The sequence below is a fragment of the Enterobacter sp. MGH120 genome (assembly GCF_001037725.1).
Lineage (GTDB): Bacteria > Pseudomonadota > Gammaproteobacteria > Enterobacterales > Enterobacteriaceae > Enterobacter > Enterobacter hormaechei_C.
The window spans coordinates 2,507,748-2,526,903 of sequence record NZ_KQ089940.1 but is presented as its reverse complement, the minus strand read 5'-3'; the positions used below and the strand labels follow the sequence as shown (position 1 = coordinate 2,526,903).

At 56.0% G+C, this 19,156-nt stretch carries 20 protein-coding genes and 1 other annotated feature; of the genes, 15 read left to right on the top strand and 5 right to left on the bottom strand.

Annotation, left to right across the window (positions count from 1 at the left end; all coding sequences use genetic code 11):
• The first annotated feature begins 179 nt into the window (after positions 1–179).
• Both SK54_RS11855 and cobO read left to right on the top strand, forming a co-directional pair.
• A complete protein-coding gene (locus tag SK54_RS11855) occupies positions 180–941 on the top strand; it encodes a YciK family oxidoreductase (protein WP_048247239.1) in 762 nt (253 codons plus the stop codon).
• Positions 938–1,528 (top strand): cob(I)yrinic acid a,c-diamide adenosyltransferase, encoded by a 591-nt coding sequence (cobO, locus tag SK54_RS11850; RefSeq protein WP_048247238.1) that lies wholly within the window; start codon positions 938–940, stop codon positions 1,526–1,528. Before SK54_RS11855 ends, cobO begins: the two co-directional genes overlap by 4 nt.
• A gap of 34 nt (positions 1,529–1,562) precedes the next feature.
• Here cobO and rluB read toward each other — a convergent pair whose 3' ends face one another.
• The 3 genes from rluB to rnm form a co-directional block, all read right to left on the bottom strand.
• Entirely contained in the window at positions 1,563–2,438 is an 876-nt protein-coding gene (gene rluB, locus SK54_RS11845) for a 23S rRNA pseudouridine(2605) synthase RluB (protein ID WP_003856794.1), read from the bottom strand.
• 97 nt (positions 2,439–2,535) lie between these two features.
• Entirely contained in the window at positions 2,536–3,156 is a 621-nt protein-coding gene (locus SK54_RS11840; protein WP_003856793.1) for an L-threonylcarbamoyladenylate synthase, read from the bottom strand.
• Positions 3,153–4,046: an RNase RNM gene (rnm, locus tag SK54_RS11835; RefSeq protein ID WP_048247237.1), complete on the bottom strand. Its 894-nt coding sequence runs from the start codon at positions 4,044–4,046 to the stop codon at positions 3,153–3,155. The genes SK54_RS11840 and rnm overlap by 4 nt, the downstream gene beginning before the upstream one ends.
• Positions 4,047–4,173: 127 nt before the next feature.
• Between rnm and trpL the strand changes: the two genes are divergently transcribed.
• The 8 genes from trpL (at position 4,174) to yedF (ending at position 12,461) form a co-directional block, all read left to right on the top strand.
• A complete protein-coding gene (gene trpL / locus SK54_RS22525; protein WP_071524153.1) occupies positions 4,174–4,218 on the top strand; it encodes a trp operon leader peptide in 45 nt (14 codons plus the stop codon).
• Positions 4,195–4,289, top strand: a sequence feature (Trp leader region). Its footprint overlaps the gene before it by 24 nt.
• A 23-nt stretch (positions 4,290–4,312) precedes the next feature.
• A complete protein-coding gene (locus SK54_RS22355) occupies positions 4,313–5,875 on the top strand; it encodes an anthranilate synthase component 1 (protein WP_048247235.1) in 1,563 nt (520 codons plus the stop codon).
• On the top strand, positions 5,875–7,470 hold the full coding sequence (trpD, locus tag SK54_RS11825) for a bifunctional anthranilate synthase glutamate amidotransferase component TrpG/anthranilate phosphoribosyltransferase TrpD (protein WP_047738681.1): 1,596 nt from the start codon (positions 5,875–5,877) through the stop codon (positions 7,468–7,470). The genes SK54_RS22355 and trpD overlap by 1 nt, the downstream gene beginning before the upstream one ends.
• Positions 7,471–7,473: 3 nt before the next feature.
• A complete protein-coding gene (gene trpCF, locus SK54_RS11820; RefSeq protein ID WP_048247233.1) occupies positions 7,474–8,832 on the top strand; it encodes a bifunctional indole-3-glycerol-phosphate synthase TrpC/phosphoribosylanthranilate isomerase TrpF in 1,359 nt (452 codons plus the stop codon).
• 10 nt (positions 8,833–8,842) lie between these two features.
• A complete protein-coding gene (gene trpB / locus SK54_RS11815; protein ID WP_003856780.1) occupies positions 8,843–10,036 on the top strand; it encodes a tryptophan synthase subunit beta in 1,194 nt (397 codons plus the stop codon).
• The gene (gene trpA, locus SK54_RS11810; RefSeq protein WP_045335032.1) at positions 10,036–10,845 is read left to right on the top strand and encodes a tryptophan synthase subunit alpha; all 810 of its coding nucleotides are present in this window, start codon (positions 10,036–10,038) and stop codon (positions 10,843–10,845) included. Before trpB ends, trpA begins: the two co-directional genes overlap by 1 nt.
• Positions 10,846–11,019: 174 nt before the next feature.
• Positions 11,020–12,231: a selenium metabolism membrane protein YedE/FdhT gene (gene yedE / locus SK54_RS11805; protein ID WP_023296721.1), complete on the top strand. Its 1,212-nt coding sequence runs from the start codon at positions 11,020–11,022 to the stop codon at positions 12,229–12,231.
• On the top strand, positions 12,228–12,461 hold the full coding sequence (gene yedF / locus SK54_RS11800; protein WP_003856774.1) for a sulfurtransferase-like selenium metabolism protein YedF: 234 nt from the start codon (positions 12,228–12,230) through the stop codon (positions 12,459–12,461). The genes yedE and yedF overlap by 4 nt, the downstream gene beginning before the upstream one ends.
• A 286-nt stretch (positions 12,462–12,747) precedes the next feature.
• Here yedF and ompW read toward each other — a convergent pair whose 3' ends face one another.
• A complete protein-coding gene (gene ompW / locus SK54_RS11795) occupies positions 12,748–13,380 on the bottom strand; it encodes an outer membrane protein OmpW (RefSeq protein WP_045345089.1) in 633 nt (210 codons plus the stop codon).
• Between the two features lie 282 nt (positions 13,381–13,662).
• On the opposite strand from ompW, the gene SK54_RS11790 reads away from it, so the two are divergent.
• The 5 genes from SK54_RS11790 to yciA all read left to right on the top strand — a co-directional run bounded on the left by SK54_RS11790 (position 13,663) and on the right by yciA (position 18,250).
• Entirely contained in the window at positions 13,663–14,067 is a 405-nt protein-coding gene (locus tag SK54_RS11790; protein WP_023296724.1) for a YkgJ family cysteine cluster protein, read from the top strand.
• Positions 14,068–14,092: 25 nt separating this feature from the next.
• Positions 14,093–14,836: a YciC family protein gene (locus SK54_RS11785; RefSeq protein ID WP_045347760.1), complete on the top strand. Its 744-nt coding sequence runs from the start codon at positions 14,093–14,095 to the stop codon at positions 14,834–14,836.
• A gap of 13 nt (positions 14,837–14,849) precedes the next feature.
• Positions 14,850–15,389: a septation protein A gene (locus SK54_RS11780; RefSeq protein ID WP_003856762.1), complete on the top strand. Its 540-nt coding sequence runs from the start codon at positions 14,850–14,852 to the stop codon at positions 15,387–15,389.
• A 180-nt stretch (positions 15,390–15,569) separates the two neighbouring features.
• A complete protein-coding gene (locus SK54_RS11775) occupies positions 15,570–17,756 on the top strand; it encodes a TonB-dependent siderophore receptor (protein WP_048247227.1) in 2,187 nt (728 codons plus the stop codon).
• Between the two features lie 98 nt (positions 17,757–17,854).
• The gene (gene yciA, locus SK54_RS11770) at positions 17,855–18,250 is read left to right on the top strand and encodes an acyl-CoA thioester hydrolase YciA (protein ID WP_003856759.1); all 396 of its coding nucleotides are present in this window, start codon (positions 17,855–17,857) and stop codon (positions 18,248–18,250) included.
• 38 nt (positions 18,251–18,288) lie between these two features.
• Here the strand turns inward: yciA and tonB are convergent, their stop codons facing one another.
• Complete coding sequence (gene tonB / locus SK54_RS11765; protein ID WP_017384230.1) at positions 18,289–19,017, bottom strand: TonB system transport protein TonB; 729 nt, start codon at positions 19,015–19,017, stop codon at positions 18,289–18,291.
• Positions 19,018–19,156 lie beyond the last annotated feature (139 nt).

Here is a 19,156-nt window from a genome sequence, read left to right as displayed (position 1 = left end):
ACATTACCTCTGCGAGGCGGCTTCAGGAATCCCCCGCTTCTGGTTTAAATCTTTGCAAATTGTTAATTTCCCAGCGTTCTGTCCTGTAGACTGATTGAATTCTGACGCTGTTTCGGGCATAAAGCCGAAAAGTCATAAATAAAGGTGCAAGTCACGCCCAATGCGCCTGAGGAGCCACCGTGCATTATCAGCCACAAAAAAACCTTCTACAGAACCGCATCATTCTGGTTACCGGTGCCAGCGACGGGATTGGTCGCGAAGCGGCGCTGACCTATTCTGAATACGGTGCGAGCCTTATTCTGCTGGGACGTAATGAAGAAAAGCTCAAGACCGTCGCCCGTGAAATCGAAAACGCCGGCGGTACCCCCACGCCCTGGTATACGCTCGATCTGCTGACCTGCACGCCAGCGTCATGTCAGGCCCTTGCCCAGCGGATCAGCACACATTATCCGCGTCTGGACGGCGTACTGCACAACGCGGGGTTACTGGGCGAAGTGCGCCCGATGGATGAACAGGATCCGGAAATTTGGCAACAGGTGATGCAGGTTAACGTCAACGGGACGTTTTTCCTGACCCAGGCCTTGCTTCCTTTATTACTCAACTCCGATTCCGGCTCGCTGGTATTTACCTCCTCCAGCGTGGGGCGTCAGGGGCGTGCGAACTGGGGGGCTTACGCCGTCTCAAAATTTGCCACCGAAGGAATGATGCAGGTGCTGGCCGAAGAGTACCAAAGCCGCCACCTGCGGGTTAACTGTATTAATCCAGGCGGTACGCGCACCAAAATGCGCGCCAGCGCCTTCCCGACAGAAGATCCGCAGAAGCTTAAAACCCCGGCCGATATCATGCCCCTTTACCTGTGGCTGATGGGTGACGACAGCCGTCGCAAAACCGGAATGACCTTCGATGCCCAGCCAGGCCGCAAACCGGGGATATCGCAATGAGTGATGATCGTCATCAGCAGCGCCAGCAGCGTCTGAAAGAACAGGTTGATGCACGCGTGGCGGCCGCTAAGGACGAGCGCGGTATCCTAGTCGTGTTCACCGGCAACGGCAAAGGCAAAACCACCGCCGCATTTGGGACCGCCACCCGCGCAGTCGGGCATGGGCAGAAAGTGGGCGTGATCCAGTTTATCAAGGGTGAATGGCCCAACGGCGAGCGTAATCTGCTCGAGCCGCATGGCGTTGAGTTTCAGGTAATGGCAACCGGTTTTACCTGGGATACCCAGAACCGGGAAACCGATACCGCAGCCTGCCTCGCCGTCTGGGAGCATGCCAAAAGAATGCTTTCAGACCCGTCGCTGAACATGGTGTTGCTGGATGAGATCACCTATATGGTGGCGTATGACTACCTGCCGCTGCAAGCCGTGCTGGAGGCCCTCAGGAACCGCCCTGCACACCAGACGGCGATCGTCACGGGGCGCGGGTGTCATCGGGACATTCTGGAGCTGGCCGATACCGTCAGCGAGCTGCGTCCGGTTAAGCATGCGTTCGATGCGGGTATCAAAGCGCAAATTGGGATTGATTACTGAAAAAAAAGCCCGGTATATTCACCGGGCTTTTCAATTAACCGTTGTTATTACGGCTGCCAGAGCGGCGATTGCTGCTGACCTGGCTATGACGTTTCACCGCACGGCGGATTTGATTCGCCTTCATGCGACGACGATCTTTCTCTACCGCCACTTTCGACGTGGTTTCTGGCGTCAGGCCAACCAGATCGCGCAGGTAGTTGGTTTGCGTCAGATCCAGTTCGGTATAGCCGCCACGTGGCAGGCCTTTCGGCAGCAGAATGTCGCCATAGCGGACGCGAATCAAGCGACTCACCTGGACACCGACCGCTTCCCACAGACGACGCACCTCGCGGTTACGTCCCTCTGTCAGGGTAACGTTGTACCACTGGTTAATGCCTTCACCACCGGTAAACTTGATGGTTTTGAACGCCGCAGGGCCGTCCTCCAGCTGAACGCCACGCGACAGGTCGCGCAGTTTATTCTCATCAACCTGGCCGAAAACACGAACGGCGTATTCACGTTCCACTTCACGACTCGGGTGCATCAGACGGTTTGCCAGTTCACCATCGGTGGTGAACAGCAGCAGGCCGCAGGTGTTCACGTCCAGACGCCCTACGGCAATCCAGCGGGCGCCACGCAATTTTGGCAGACGGTCAAACACCGTCGGGCGACCTTCCGGGTCGTTGCGGGTACACAGTTCGCCTTCCGGCTTGTAGTAAGCCAGTACGCGGCAGATCTGTTCAGCAGACTCTTTCACGGAGATAAGATGGCCGTCAATGCGGATCTTCAGCCCCGGTACGATTTCAACGCGGTCACCGAGCGTGGCGATTTTACCGTCCACACTCACGCGGCCTGCTTCAATAATGGCTTCGATTTCACGGCGCGAACCGTGGCCGGCGCGCGCCAGCACTTTCTGTAACTTCTCGCTCATTGAGCTTCCTCAGGTGTCGCCTTCACAGGCGTCGAATCAGGTCAAAAACAGGGCGGCGCCCTGCTTTGATGGCCGCGTAGTATACCTGCTTACACCCTTACAAGAAAGGCTTAACATCGCCCACGCCTTCACGAATCACTTCTGGCGCGTCTTCGGTGAGATCCACCACGGTGGTCGGCTGCTGGCCAAGATAGCCGCCATGAATAATCAGCTCCACCACCTTCTCCAGACGATCTTTGATCTCTTCCGGGTCGGACTCGGTAAACTCACTGCCCGGCAGCATCAGCGATGTGGAGAGCATCGGCTCGCCGAGGGTTTCCAGTAGCGCCTGGGCAATCGGGTTCGACGGCACGCGCATGCCGATGGTTTTACGTTTTTCCTGCAACAGACGACGCGGCACCTCTTTTGTCCCCTTCAGAATGAAGGTGTAGTTACCCGGCGTGTTGTTTTTAATCAGACGAAAGGCCACGTTATCAACATAAGCATAGGTCGACAGCTCAGAGAGATCGCGACACATCAGGGTGAAGTTGTGGCCATCCGGCAGCTGGCGGATGCGACAGATGCGCTCCATCGCCCCTTTATCCTCAATTTTACAGCCCAGCGCGTAGCCAGAATCGGTTGGGTAGACAATAACGCCGCCTTTGCGGACGATCTCCACGGCCTGATTAATCAGACGTGGCTGGGGGTTATCCGGATGGATATAGAAAAACTGACTCATACTTCCCTCTCTTCAATTTGCTGTGGCTGATCCCAGAGCTGCCAGACAGGCTCAACGCCCGCGGGTAACCAGAGCTTGCGCCCCAGTTCAATCCACGCGCAGGGCTGATGGAAATCTGAACCCTGTGACCCAAGCAGACCAAACTGACGGGCGTAGGTCGCGAGCTGCGAACGCTCATTGGGTGCCTGCTGACACTGGGCAACTTCCATCGCCTCACCGCCGCAGTCGGCAAAGTGTGCCAGCAGTCTTTTCAGCCATTTAGCAGAAAGATTATACCGCCCCGGATGGGCCAGCACGGCCTTACCGCCAGAATGATGAATCACATCAATAGCTTGTTTTATTGTACACCACTGTGGGGGAACGTATCCGGTTTTCCCGCGCGCCAGATACTTTTTAAAGACATTCGCCATGGTCGTCGCCTTACCGGCATCCACCAGAAAACGGGCGAAATGGCCGCGCGTCACCGCCCCACCGTTCGCCAGCGTTCGCGCGCCTTCCAGCGCACCGGGGATATGCGCTTTTTCCAGACGTTCGCCAATCATCTCCGCGCGTTGATTGCGGCGTGTTTTTTGTTCTTGCAAAAAAGCACGCATGGCCGGATGTTCTGTATCGATATTCAGGCCAACGATATGAATTTCGTGGTTTTCCCAGACCGTCGAGATCTCAACCCCGGCCACCAGATCCAGCGCCAGTCCGCTGCGGGCAATCTCGGCGCGCGCGGCGGGAATGCCGTCAGTGGTATCGTGATCGGTTATTGCCAGCGTGCCGACACGCATTTCAACGGCGCGATGGACCAGAGCTTCGGGTGTCAGCAGGCCATCTGAAGCCTGCGTATGGCTATGTAAATCATAAATTACGGCGTAGGTGGTATCGCTCAAAGCACTTCCCATAACAGGTTGGAGACATCCGAAGCCCCTATGATACCGACTAACCGTGAAATACTGAAATCAGGGGTTGACAACACGCCATCGAACTAGTTAACTAGTACGCAAGTTCACACGAGAAAGGTATCTGAAAATGACAGCACATTTCGCTCTGCACGGTTGGTGGCGTACTTCCTGATCTTCGGGCAGTGTCACGCGTCTGCGAAATGCAAACAGATACCCGGCCCGCTACCCAGCGGGCTTTTTTTTGAACAGAATATGAGAACAACAACATGCAAACAGCCAAACCTCATCTCGAACTGCTGACCTGCGAGGCGGCCTATCGCCATAACCCTACCGCGCTGTTTCATCAGGTGTGCGGCGCACGTCCCGCGACGCTGCTGCTGGAGTCAGCTGATATCGACAGTAAGGACGACCTCAAAAGCCTGCTGCTGGTTGACAGCGCGCTGCGCATTACCGCGTTAGGTGACACCGTCACTATCAGGGCGTTGTCTGACAATGGCGCGTCGCTCCTGCCGCTGCTGGATGCGGCGCTGCCTTCAGGCATTGAAAATGAACGCCACCCGGACCTGCGTATTCTGCATTTCCCGCCGGTGAGCCAGCTGCTGGATGAGGATGCCCGCCTCTGCTCGCTCTCCGTTTTTGACGCCTTTCGCCTGCTGCAAAATCTGGTGGCCGTGCCGGAAGTTGAGCGCGAAGCAATGTTTTTTGGCGGGCTGTTTGCTTACGACCTGGTTGCTGGCTTTGAAGATTTACCGGAAACCGAGCAGGGAAACCGCTGCCCGGACTACTGTTTCTACCTGGCCGAAACCCTGCTGGTGATCGACCATCAGAAAAAATATACCCGCATCCAGGCCAGCCTTTTCACGCCGTCTGAGTCTGAGAAAAATCGCCTCGCGCAGCGCATCGCCCAACTGCAACAGCAGATGTCAGAAGCACCGCCCGCGCTCCCGATGCAGCGTGTTGAAAAGATGACCTGCGAGGTGAGTCAGACCGACGATCAGTACGGCGCGGTGGTACGTCAGATGCAAAAAGCGATTCGTGCCGGGGAGATTTTCCAGGTAGTGCCGTCCCGTCGCTTCACACTGCCCTGCCCGTCGCCGCTGGCGGCTTACGATGTGCTGAAAAAGAGCAACCCAAGCCCGTACATGTTCTTTATGCAGGACAATGATTTCACCCTGTTTGGCGCGTCGCCGGAAAGCTCCCTCAAGTACGACGCCACCAGCCGCCAGATTGAGATCTACCCGATAGCGGGAACCCGTCCACGCGGCCGTCGTGCCGATGGTTCCCTGGACCGCGATCTCGACAGCCGCATCGAACTGGAAATGCGTACCGACCATAAAGAGCTCTCCGAACACCTGATGCTGGTTGACCTGGCGCGTAACGATCTGGCACGCATTTGTACGCCTGGCAGCCGCTACGTGGCGGACCTGACCAAAGTCGACCGCTACTCCTTCGTCATGCACCTGGTCTCCCGGGTGGTGGGTGAACTGCGCCACGACCTCGACGTTCTGCATGCCTACCGCGCCTGCATGAACATGGGCACCCTGAGCGGCGCGCCGAAAGTCCGCGCCATGCAGCTGATCGCCGAAGCGGAAGGACGCCGTCGCGGCAGCTACGGTGGTGCAGTGGGCTATTTCACCGCTCACGGTGACCTTGATACCTGCATCGTGATCCGCTCCGCCTACGTTGAGGACGGCATTGCGACCGTCCAGGCCGGGGCCGGGATTGTGCTGGATTCTGTTCCGCAGTCGGAAGCCGACGAAACCCGCAGTAAGGCGCGCGCGGTACTGCGCGCTATTGCTACCGCACACCATGCACAGGAGATTTTCTGATGGCTGACATTCTGCTGCTCGATAATATCGACTCCTTTACCTACAACCTGGCAGATCAGCTGCGTGCGAATGGTCACAATGTCGTTATCTATCGCAACCACGTTCCGGCCCAGACGCTAATTGACCGTCTGGCGACCATGCAAAACCCGGTGCTGATGCTCTCCCCGGGCCCAGGCGCACCGAGCGAAGCAGGCTGTATGCCTGAGCTGTTGACCCGTATGCGCGGCAAGCTGCCGATTATCGGCATCTGCCTCGGCCACCAGGCGATTGTCGAAGCCTACGGCGGTTACGTGGGTCAGGCGGGGGAGATCCTCCATGGTAAAGCGTCAAGTATTGAACATGACGGTCAGGCGATGTTTGCCGGTCTGCCGAACCCGCTTCCGGTAGCGCGTTACCACTCGCTGGTCGGCAGCAACATTCCGGCCGGGCTGACCATTAACGCCTCGTTTGAAGGGATGGTGATGGCGGTGCGTCACGATGCGGATCGCGTCTGCGGGATGCAGTTCCACCCGGAATCTATCCTGACGTCCAACGGCGCGCGTCTGCTGGAGCAAACGCTCGACTGGGCGCTACAAAAGCTGGAGCAGACCAACACCCTGCAACCGATTCTGGAAAAACTGTATCAGGCTCAGACCCTGAGCCAGCAGGAGAGCCATCAGCTGTTCTCCGCCGTCGTGCGCGGCGAGCTGAAGCCTGAGCAGCTGGCCGCTGCGCTGGTGAGCATGAAGGTACGTGGCGAAAGCCCGCAGGAGATCGCCGGCGCGGCAACCGCGCTGCTGGAAAATGCCGCCCCGTTCCCGCGCCCGGACTATCCGTTTGCCGATATTGTCGGGACCGGTGGCGACGGCAGTAACAGTATCAATATTTCCACCGCCAGCGCCTTTGTGGCCGCGGCATGCGGTCTGAAGGTGGCGAAACACGGCAACCGCAGCGTGTCCAGCCGTTCAGGATCGTCCGACCTGCTGGCGGCTTTCGGTATCAACCTGGACATGAACGCCGAGCGTTCCCGTGAAGCGCTGGATGACCTGGGCGTCTGTTTCCTGTTCGCGCCGAAGTATCACACCGGTTTCCGCCACGCGATGCCGGTTCGCCAGCAGCTCAAAACCCGTACGCTGTTTAACGTGCTCGGTCCACTCATTAACCCGGCGCACCCGCCGCTGGCGCTGATTGGCGTTTACAGCCCGGAGCTGGTCCTGCCGATTGCGGAGACGCTGCGCGTCCTCGGTTACCAACGCGCCGCCGTGGTACACAGCGGCGGGATGGATGAAGTTTCCCTGCATGCGCCCACGCTGGTGGCGGAACTGAATAACGGCGAAGTGCTGAACTATCAGCTTGAGGCCGCTGACTTCGGGTTGACCTCGTACCATCAGGACGCCCTGGCGGGCGGCACGCCGGAAGAAAACCGTGACATTCTCACGCGCTTATTACAAGGTAAAGGTGAGGCCGCCCATGAGGCCGCCGTGGCGGCCAACGTAGCCATGCTGATGCGTTTACATGGCGAGGAAGATCTGAAAGCCAACGCCCAAAAAGTTCTGGACGTACTGCGCTCCGGTGCAGCTTACGATCGCGTTACCGCACTTGCGGCAAGAGGGTAAATAATGCAGACCGTTTTAGCGAAAATCGTCGCCGATAAGGCCATCTGGGTGGAAGCCCGTAAGCAACAGCAGCCGCTCGCCAGTTTTCAGAATGACGTCGTTCCGAGCAGCCGTCGTTTTTATGATGCGCTCCAGGGCGCGCGTACCGCGTTTATTCTGGAGTGTAAAAAAGCGTCTCCGTCCAAAGGCGTGATCCGCGACGATTTCGACCCGGCGCGTATTGCCGGTATCTACAAGCATCATGCGTCTGCCATTTCTGTGCTGACGGATGAGAAATATTTCCAGGGCAGCTTCGATTTTCTGCCCGTTGTCAGCGGCATCGCGCCGCAGCCGATTCTGTGCAAAGACTTTATTATCGACCCGTATCAGATCTGGCTGGCGCGCTTTTACCAGGCAGATGCCTGCCTGCTGATGCTCTCCGTTCTGGATGACGAGCAGTATCGCCAGCTCTCCGCCGTCGCGCACAGCCTGAATATGGGCGTGCTGACCGAAGTGAGCAACGAAGAGGAGCTGGAGCGCGCCATCGCGCTGGAAGCCAAAGTGGTCGGCATTAACAACCGCGACCTGCGCGACCTGTCGATTGACCTCAACCGTACGCGCCAGCTTGCGCCGCGTCTGGGCGCGGGCGTCACGGTGATCAGCGAATCCGGGATTAACAGCTACGCTCAGGTGCGCGAACTCAGCCACTTTGCCAACGGTTTCCTGATCGGCTCCGCGATGATGGAACACGACGATCTTAATGCGGCCGTGCGCCGCGTGCTGTTGGGTGAGAACAAAGTCTGCGGCCTGACCCGTGAACAGGATGCGCAGGCCGCATATGAAGCGGGCGCGATCTATGGTGGTCTGATCTTTGTTGAGTCCTCTCCTCGCGCCGTTAATGAGGAACAGGCGCACAAGGTGATGGCGGCTGCGCCTCTGAGCTACGTGGGCGTGTTCCGCAATGCGGATATTAACGACGTTGCGGCAAAAGCGGACGCGTTATCCCTGAGCGCGGTCCAGCTGCACGGCGATGAAGATCAGGCGTACATCGATGCTCTGCGACATGTTCTGGCGCCTCAGGTTCAGATCTGGAAAGCGCAAAGCGTTGGCGCCACCCTGCCCGCGCGTAACCTGAAGCATGTTGATAAATACGTGCTCGACAACGGCCAGGGCGGCACGGGGCAGCGTTTTGACTGGTCACTGCTGCGTGGCGAAGTGCTGGACAATGTCCTGCTGGCGGGGGGATTAAGCCCCGATAACTGTGTGGAAGCGGCCAAAACCGGCTGCGCAGGCCTCGATTTCAATTCAGGCGTAGAGTCCCAACCGGGCATTAAAGACGCCAGCAAGCTGGCATCGGTATTTAAAACTCTGCGTGCATATTAAGGAAGAGAAGATGACGACATTACTTAACCCGTATTTTGGTGAGTTCGGTGGGATGTATGTCCCACAAATCCTGATGCCCGCGCTGCGCCAGCTGGAAGAAGCGTTCGTGAGCGCACAGAAAGATCCGGCGTTTCAGGCGGAGTTTACCGACCTGCTGAAAAACTACGCCGGTCGTCCGACGGCGCTGACAAAGTGCCGCAACCTGACCGAAGGCACTAAAACTACGCTGTATCTTAAGCGTGAAGATCTGCTGCACGGTGGCGCGCATAAAACTAACCAGGTGCTTGGCCAGGCGCTGCTCGCGAAGCGGATGGGTAAAACCGAAATCATCGCCGAAACCGGCGCGGGACAGCACGGTGTGGCCTCAGCGCTCGCCAGCGCCCTGCTCGGTCTGAAATGCCGCATTTACATGGGGGCGAAGGACGTTGAGCGCCAGTCGCCAAACGTGTTCCGTATGCGTCTTATGGGGGCGGAAGTGATCCCGGTGCACAGCGGTTCTGCCACGCTGAAAGATGCCTGTAATGAAGCGCTTCGCGACTGGTCTGGCAGCTACGAAACCGCCCACTACATGCTCGGTACCGCCGCGGGCCCGCACCCGTTCCCGACCATCGTGCGTGAATTCCAGCGCATGATCGGCGAAGAGACTAAAGCGCAGATCCTCGAAAAAGAGGGTCGCCTGCCGGATGCGGTGATCGCCTGCGTTGGCGGCGGATCTAACGCCATCGGCATGTTTGCCGATTTTATCGACGAAACCAGCGTTGGGCTGATTGGCGTTGAGCCTGCCGGCCACGGTATTGAAACGGGCGAGCATGGTGCGCCGCTGAAGCATGGCCGCGTGGGGATCTACTTCGGCATGAAGGCCCCGATGATGCAGACCGATGAAGGGCAGATTGAAGAGTCTTACTCAATCTCTGCCGGGCTGGATTTCCCGTCCGTAGGGCCGCAGCACGCGTTCCTGAACAGCACCGGCCGCGCGGATTATGTCTCCATCACCGATGACGAAGCGCTGGAGGCCTTCAAAACGCTGTGCCGCAATGAAGGGATCATCCCGGCGCTGGAGTCTTCCCACGCGCTGGCGCACGCGCTGAAAATGATGAAGGAAAACCCGGAAAAAGAGCAGCTGCTGGTGGTAAACCTTTCCGGGCGCGGTGACAAAGATATCTTCACCGTTCACGATATTCTGAAAGCACGAGGGGAAATCTGATGGAACGCTACGACAACGCATTTGCACAACTGAAAGCTCGCCAGGAAGGCGCCTTCGTTCCCTTCGTGACGCTGGGCGACCCCGGCCTGGAGCAGTCGCTGAAGATTATCGACACCCTGATTGATGCCGGTGCCGACGCGCTGGAGCTCGGTATTCCGTTCTCCGATCCGCTGGCGGATGGCCCGACCATTCAGAACGCAACGCTACGCGCGTTTGCCGCGGGCGTGACGCCGAGCCAGTGCTTTGAAATGCTGGCGGCGATCCGTCAGAAGCACCCGACCATTCCGATCGGCCTGCTGATGTACGCCAACCTGGTGTTCAGCCGCGGTATTGATGCGTTTTACGCAGAGTGCGCCCGCGTGGGCGTTGACTCCGTGCTGGTGGCTGACGTGCCCGTTGAAGAGTCTGCGCCATTCCGTCAGGCGGCAATGCGCCACAACGTCGCGCCGATTTTCATCTGTCCACCGAATGCCGATGACGATCTGTTGCGCCAGATTGCCTCTTACGGACGAGGTTACACCTACCTGCTCTCCCGTGCGGGCGTCACCGGTGCGGAAAACAAAGCCGCGCTGCCGCTGCATCATCTGGTGGAGAAGCTGGCAGAATACCATGCTGCACCGCCGCTTCAGGGCTTTGGCATTTCTTCACCGGATCAGGTTACTGCGGCGATTGACGCGAAAGCCGCCGGAGCCATTTCCGGTTCGGCTATCGTGAAAATTATCGAGAAGAACGTGGATAAGCCAGAGCAGATGCTGGCTGAGTTACACGCATTCGTCACATCCATGAAAGCGGCCACGCGCAAGGCGTAACCGTTAACACCGTCTGGCCCCGGCGTCAGGCGGTTTTCCCTTCTCTCTTCCTGAAAGAAGCAGGTCAAAATTGATCCTGTCGATATTTTCGGTGTGAATGACTTTCCAAACTTTCGCGTAAGCGTATGATCTGGGCTCTTTTTAGCGTTACCCTTCTGAGTTCAGAGGTTATTCATGTCATGGCATTCCTTCAAACAGACTTACCTGGTTAAGTTCTGGTCACCTGTTCCGGCCGTTATCGCGGCAGGCATTCTCTCTACTTATTATTTCGGTATTACCGGCACCTTCTGGGCTGTTACGGGCGAGTTTACCCGCTGGGGTGGGCAGCTATTACAGCTGGCAGGCGTCCATGCCGAAGAGTGGGGCTACTTCAAACTGATCCATCTTGAGGGCACACCGCTGACCCGCATCGACGGGATGATGATCATTGGCATGTTCGGCGGCTGTTTTGCGGCCGCGCTGTGGGCCAACAACGTTAAGTTGCGCATGCCGAAAAGCCGCATCCGCATTATGCAGGCCGTGGTCGGCGGCATCATTGCCGGGTTTGGCGCCCGCCTGGCGATGGGCTGTAATCTGGCCGCGTTCTTTACCGGTATTCCGCAGTTCTCGCTGCATGCCTGGTTCTTTGCCGTCGCCACCGCCATCGGCTCCTACTTCGGTGCTAAATTCACCCTGCTGCCGCTGTTCCGCATTCCGGTGAAAATGACGAAAGTTAGCGCTGCCTCTCCGTTAACGCAAAAACCCGATCAGGCGCGTCGTCGCTTCCGCCTCGGTATGCTGGTCTTTTTTGCCATGGTTGCCTGGGCGATTTGCACGGCGATGAATCAGCCAAAACTTGGCCTGGCCATGCTGTTCGGCGTCGGTTTTGGTCTGCTGATTGAACGCGCGCAGATCTGCTTTACCTCCGCGTTTCGCGATATGTGGATCACCGGACGCACCATGATGGCGAAGGCGATCATTGCCGGTATGGCCGTGAGCGCGATCGGCATCTTCAGCTACGTTCAGCTCGGCGTGGAACCGAAAATCATGTGGGCGGGCCCAAATGCCGTCATTGGCGGGCTGCTGTTTGGTTTTGGCATCGTGCTGGCGGGCGGGTGTGAAACCGGCTGGATGTATCGCGCTGTGGAAGGCCAGGTGCATTACTGGTGGGTGGGTCTGGGTAACGTGATTGGCTCTACCATTCTGGCCTACTACTGGGATGACGTCTCTCCGGTACTGGCAACAAACTGGGACAAGGTCAACCTGCTGAATACCTTTGGTCCACTCGGGGGGCTCCTGGTGACCTACGCCCTGCTGCTTATCGCCTTCTTACTGGTTGTTGCACAAGAGAAGCGCTTCTTCCGACGCGCCACCGCCAAAACTGAAACTCAGGAGAATGCCGCATGAAAGAGATCGTGCCTGATTATCGTCTCGATATGGTGGGTGAACCTTGCCCTTACCCGGCCGTCGCCACGCTTGAAGCGCTACCGCAGCTAAAGAAAGGTGAAATTCTGGAAGTGGTGAGCGATTGCCCCCAGTCGATCAATAACATTCCTCTTGATGCCAAAAATCACGGCTATACCGTGCTGGATATCCAGCAGGACGGACCAACCATTCGTTATTTAATTCAGAAGTGACTTCACGATCTAAAAAGGCCTCTCAGAGGCCTTTTCTAGTTTACTGGCTTTGGCCACCGTCGTCGTCTGAGCTTCGGCAGGCATGAATGAATGGTGAGACGTGTTCCGCAAACGGAACAGATAGCACCGTGAGGTAGGCTATGTGCTGGGCTGAACGTCGTGAACTGAAACTGTTTACCTGCACAAACCGGACACTCAAATTTGATGTTGGGGATATCCCCTCCAGCCAGGTGTATGGAACAACCACCTTACAGCAATCACCGGCTGACAGGGGATATATCTTCTGTCAGAAACGATAGCCTGCTGAGAACATAAATACCCACGGATCCAGATGGGTATTGATACTTTGCTGCTGCCCGTCAGCTTTAAAGCGCACGTCCGTATCAATGTCCATATACCAGACCGAGGCGTTGATCAGCCAGTCACGGTTAATCAGATAATCCAGACCAACCTGCCCCGCCATGCCCCACGAGTCTTTCAGGCTGAGATCGGAGAGCCCGGCCTCTTTACCGGTATCGTTAAATTTCTCATCAAAGAAGGTGGTGTAGTTAACGCCTGCACCAATATAAGGGCGCACCTTGCTGCTGGAATCGCCGAAGTACCACTGCGCCATCAGCGTTGGTGGCAAATGGTGAACCGTGGCAATGTCCCCGGTCGGTCCTAAACCGACGCGGTGACGGAATGGCGTGGCGGCTAAAAGCTCGACGCCAACGTTATCCGTTGCCATATACGTAAACGTCAGGCCTAACTGGGTGTTATTGCTGACGTTAAACCCGCCCATACCCAGTACATTATCGGACCCTTCCGTTGGACGTACCGTTGCCGAACCGGCACGAATAAAGAATTCGCCTGCTTCATGCGCGTACGCGCCGCCAGAGAGACTGCTTAAGATAAGGGCTGCCACCGCTAATTTTTTCATATCCGCTCCATCGTTGTGGTTTTAATTGCGGAGGAGAATATACTCACAAATGAGTAATAAGTGATCTAACACAGATCACATTAAAACCAGTAAGTTAACATTCATTGATCTAGGTTAATTTTTGGTGACGCCTCATAAAGCAATAAGTTGTTACCGCGTCAATTTTTGGCATTTCATGGTTACAAAATTTTCTGTCTTCCCTCTCTTGCGCTTCCTGTAGCGGCTGGATAATTTATCGCTCTCACAATGTGATTTGATGCGTTCTACTTTTGCAGGTGTGCCATGAGTGATCATAACCCGTGCATGACGTGCGGAGCCTGTTGTGCGTATTTTCGAGTCTCTTTCTACTGGGCTGAAGCCAGCGATGGCGGCGGCACCGTTCCGGTTGATCTCACGGAACCCTTAACCCCTTTTCTGCGCTGTATGCGCGGCACCAACCAAAAACAGAGCCGCTGTGTGGCACTGCAAGGTGAGCCTGGGGTATCCACCCGCTGTTCCATTTACGCGGATCGCCCCAGCCCGTGTCGCACTTTCGCGATGTCGGGAAAGGATGGGCAGGTCAATGAGGCATGCAATCGCGCCCGCGCCCGCTATGGATTACCGCCGCTTTACAAAGATATGCTTTTCCATACAAGCCTTGATGCTGCCACCAGCGTGTTATCCGGTGTACAATTGCCGGCTAATTAACACCTGCAATACTCAAGGAGAGTGCATGTCTATCACGGCGAAGTCTGTCTACCGTGACACGGGAAATTTTTTCCGCAATCAGTTCATTACCTTTTTACTGATCGCGTTGTTGTGCGCCTTTATTACGGTGGTGCTGGGTCATGCGTTCTCACCCAGTGATGAACAGATTGCCACGCTGAGCCAGGGGGATCATCTTGCAGGCAGCGCAGGGTTGTTTGACCTTGTACAGAATATGACGCCAGAGCAACAGCAAATCTTGCTGCGCGCATCTGCGGCATCTACCTTCTCGGGCCTGATTGGCAACGCCATTCTGGCGGGTGGCGTGTTGCTGATGATCCAGCTGGTGTCTGCCGGCCAACGCGTCAGCGCGTTACGTGCAATCGGGGCCAGCGCTCCGGTGCTGCCAAAACTGTTTATCCTCATCTTCCTGACCACGCTGCTGGTCCAGATGGGGATAATGTTGGTTGTCGTTCCGGGCGTGCTGCTGGCTATCGTGCTTTCATTCGCGCCAGTAATGGTTGTGCAGGACAAAATGGGCATTTTCACCGCCATGCGCAGCAGCATCAGGCTCGCATGGGCCAATATGCGACTGGTCGCCCCGGCCGTTATCAGCTGGCTGCTGGCCAAAACTCTGCTGTTGCTGTTTGCGCCGAATTTTGCGGTGTTAACACCAAACGTCGGAGCGGTTGTCGCCAATACGCTGAGCAATCTGATTTCAGCCGTGCTGCTGGTCTATTTGTTCCGCCTGTACATGTTAATTCGTCAGTAACTGGGATCGCAGAATGAAGCAGTTTCTTGATTTTTTACCGCTGATCGTATTTTTCGCTTTTTATAAGCTGTACGACATTTATGCCGGCACGCTGGCGCTGATTGTGGCAACGGCTGTGGTGCTGATTTACAGCTGGGTTCGCTATCGCAAAGTTGAAAAGATGGCGCTCATCACCTTCCTGATGGTGGCGGTGTTTGGTGGTCTGACGTTGTTCTTCCACAATGATGAATTTATCAAATGGAAGGTCACGGTGATTTACGGCCTGTTTGCGGGCGCACTCCTCATCAGCCAGTGGGTGATGAAGAAGCCGCTGATCCAGCGCATGCTGGGGAAAGAACTGACCCTGCCACAGGCTGTGTGGGGGCGTCTAAATATCGCCTGGGCGCTATTTTTTATTCTGTGTGGTCTGGCGAATATCTATATCGCATTCTGGCTGCCGCAGAATATCTGGGTCAACTTCAAGGTGTTTGGCCTGACGGCGCTGACTCTTATCTTCACCCTGCTCAGCGGCGTTTATATTTATCGCCACATGCCGCAGGATGACAAGCACTGATCCTTCTGGCCAGATCGCCACGCGGTCTGGCCTCTTTTCCCGCCTTCTCTTTTCTCTACACCCTTCCTGCGAAAATGTCTGAATCATGAAGATTTTATGGAGTTTGCTGTCACTTTATTGTAATGAGAATGACTATCATTAATATTCGTCATCGCATTTTTAACAAATGGAAATGAGTTGATGAATAACATAATAAGATTTGCCCCGGCTACACTTACGCTCGCCATTCTTTCAACGCTTTATCAGAGCGCACACGCAGCGGAAGATCCTCTCGCCGATGGTGAAACAATGGTTGTTCAGGCCACCGCTGAAGAGGCGCTGAAGCAACAGCCGGGGGTATCCATCATCACGGCAAAGGACATAGAAAAGGATCCACCGGTTAACGATCTTTCAGAAATTATTCGCAAAATGCCCGGGGTTAACCTCACCGGAAACAGCGCGACAGGCAGCCGCGGTAACAACCGCCAGATCGACATCCGCGGTATGGGGCCGGAGAACACGCTGATTCTGATTGACGGTGTGCCGGTGACGTCACGTAACTCGGTGCGCTACAGCTGGCGCGGGGAGCGCGACACCCGCGGGGATACCAACTGGGTTCCGCCAGAGATGGTTGAGCGCATTGAAGTGCTCCGGGGACCTGCTGCCGCCCGCTATGGTTCGGGGGCGGCCGGCGGCGTCGTCAACATCATTACCAAACGCCCGACCAACGACTGGCACGGCTCGCTCTCCCTGTACACTAACCAGCCTGAAAATGATAAAGAGGGAGCGACGAAACGCGCTAATTTTGATCTGAGCGGCCCCCTTGCGGGCGATGCGTTAACGATGCGCCTGTACGGGAATATCAACAAAACTGACGCAGATGCTCAGGACATCAACACCGCGCAAAACGGTTCTTACGCCGCCGGACGTGAAGGCGTGCGCAACAAGGACATTAATGCCCTGCTCTCCTGGAAACTCACGCCACAGCAGATTATCGATTTCGACTACAGCTACAGCCGCCAGGGCAATATCTACGCGGGTGATACTCAATACAGCAACAGCAACGTCAGCCCTGACGGTCTGGTGTCGTCCCTGTATGGACACGAAACGAACCGAATGTACCGCCAGTCTTATGGCATTACGCACAACGGCATCTGGGACTGGGGTCAGTCAAAGTTCGGTGTTTATTATGAAAAGACCAACAACACCCGCCTGGAAGAAGGCTCTACGGGCAAAGTTGAGGGGATGATCAATAGCGATAAATACGATACCAGCCGGCTGGAGTCATACCGTTCAACGGGTGAACTGAACATGCCTTTCTTCTGGCTGGTCGAACAGACGCTAACCGTGGGTGCAGAATGGAACCGTGATGAACTGAACGATCCGGCCTCAATGCAGGCGACAAATGTGTCGGGAGAAGTGATTAACGGCGTTCCCGGTACGGCTTCTGAGCGCAACAGCAAAAACAGCGCTGACCTCACTGGCATCTATCTTGAGGACAATATTGAAGCGCGCCAGGGCACCAACCTGATCCCAGGGCTCCGCTTTGATTATCACAATCAGTTTGGCAGCAACTGGAGTCCTAGCCTGAACCTCTCTCAGGATTTGGGTGACATGTTCAAGGTTAAAGCGGGTATCGCTCGGGTATTTAAAGCGCCAAACCTGTATCAATCCAGCGAAGGCTATCTGCTTTCCACCCGCGGTAATGGCTGCCCGAACAACGTTTCCGAAGGAAGCTGTTACCTGTTAGGTAACCCGGATCTGGATCCTGAAATCAGCGTGAACAAAGAGATTGGCCTGGCCTTTGCGCTGGAAGGCTACGAGGCTGGCATAACCTGGTTCCGCAACGATTACAAAAACAAGATTGTTTCGGGAACGGACGTGCTGGGCCAGACAAGCAGCGGCGCAAATATCCTTCAGTGGCAGAACGGAGGAAAGGCTGTTATTGAGGGGCTGGAAGGCAACCTCACCGTCCCGGTTATCCGCGACACGCTAACCTGGCGCACCAATGCGACGTATATGATTCAGTCTGAAAGTAAGGACACCGGCAACCCTCTGTCGATTATCCCAAAATATACCGTCAACACGATGCTCGACTGGCAGGTTAACAGCAAACTTTCAGCGAACATTGGCTGGACGATGTATGGTCGCCAGAAGCCAAGAGAAAATGCTGAAATCCGCAAAGAGCAGAATGCGATGTCAGATAAAGAGATTGGCGCCTATTCCATCGTTGGGATCGGTAGTAACTATCAACTGACAAAAGATCTCCGCCTGAATGCCGGGATCAGCAACCTCTTTGATAAGCAGATTTACCGAGAAAATGACGGTGCATCGACCTATAACGAACCAGGCCGTGCGTATTACGCCGGCGTGACCCTGTCCTTCTGACCCTAAGGCGCCTGCTCTGCGGGCGCTAACCCTATTCTCTCCAGCCAGAAATCATAGTAGCATCCCGCCTGAAGTCTTCAGTTACGAGTTTAAAAACAATGACAACAAATGACGCCCCACAGGGCGAACTGGTTTTACGCACACTGGCAATGCCTGCGGATACGAATGCCAATGGCGATATTTTTGGCGGCTGGTTGATGTCGCAGATGGATATGGGCGGTGCAATCCTGGCAAAAGAGATTGCACACGGGCGCGTGGTGACAGTCCGGGTCGATGGCATGACCTTTCTGCGCCCTGTCGCGGTGGGGGACGTGGTGTGCTGTTACGCACGCTGCGTAAAACGCGGCAATACGTCTGTCTCCATCAACATTGAAGTATGGGTGAAAAAAGTCTCTTCTGAGCCGATTGGTCAGCGCTATAAGGCGACGGAGGCATTATTTATCTATGTGGCGGTGGATAGCGACGGTAAGCCCCGCCAGCTCCCACGGAGCTGATCCTCAGGTAAAAAAAAGCCTCCTTGCGGAGGCTTCTTTTATTCCATCTGTGCCCCGCCGTTCAGGCGGAAGACAATGTTCACAATCAACCCATTGCCGGGTTTACCGGCTTCATAGCGCCACCTGCGCATGGCCGATTTAACTTCGCGTTCAAACATATTCGCCGGCTGTGCGGACAGGATTTCCACGTTATCGACACGTCCATCGGCCGTAACGTCGAATTTCACCCGTACACGCCCTTCAATACGTAACGCCTGAGCACGTGCCGGGTACTGCGGCTGGTTACGGCTCAGCGCGCGCGGGCCCGCGGGCGCCGTTACCGTCGGTTTTGTCGCGGTCGTGGTGTTATTCATCAGCGGACGTGACGGGGCGGCATTTTCAACCGGCTGCGTGGCGCGTGGCTCAACCGGACGCACTTCGCGTTTCGGACGCTCTTCCACCTTTTTGACCGGCTTGGGTTTTGGCTTCGGCTTAGGTTTCGGCTCCGGCTTATGGATCACTACCGGCGCTTCTTTCGGCGGTTCAGGAACCGGCTCGGGCTCTGGCTCCGGCTCGGGTTCAACAACGGGCTGTGGCGGCGGCGGCGCAACCTGCGGCGGCTCAAGATCCGCAGGCGATACCATGGTCACAGAAATTGGCTGCGCTGGCGCCGGCATTTCAATAACCTGATGAACCGAGGTATAGAGCAGACCCGCCACGACAGCACCGTGAATAACGACGGAAAGCAGCGTCGGCCATGGAAAGCGGCGAGGTAAATCAAGGGTCATCGAAGTCATAATCATCAACGTTAAAAAACCGAACCTCGATTTTAAATGCAAATAGCAATCATATTCAATAAGACACTTTGTCCTTGCGCAATTTAAGCGTACATGAGGGCAAAAAAGGGGCATCCAGATCAGGGTTTTA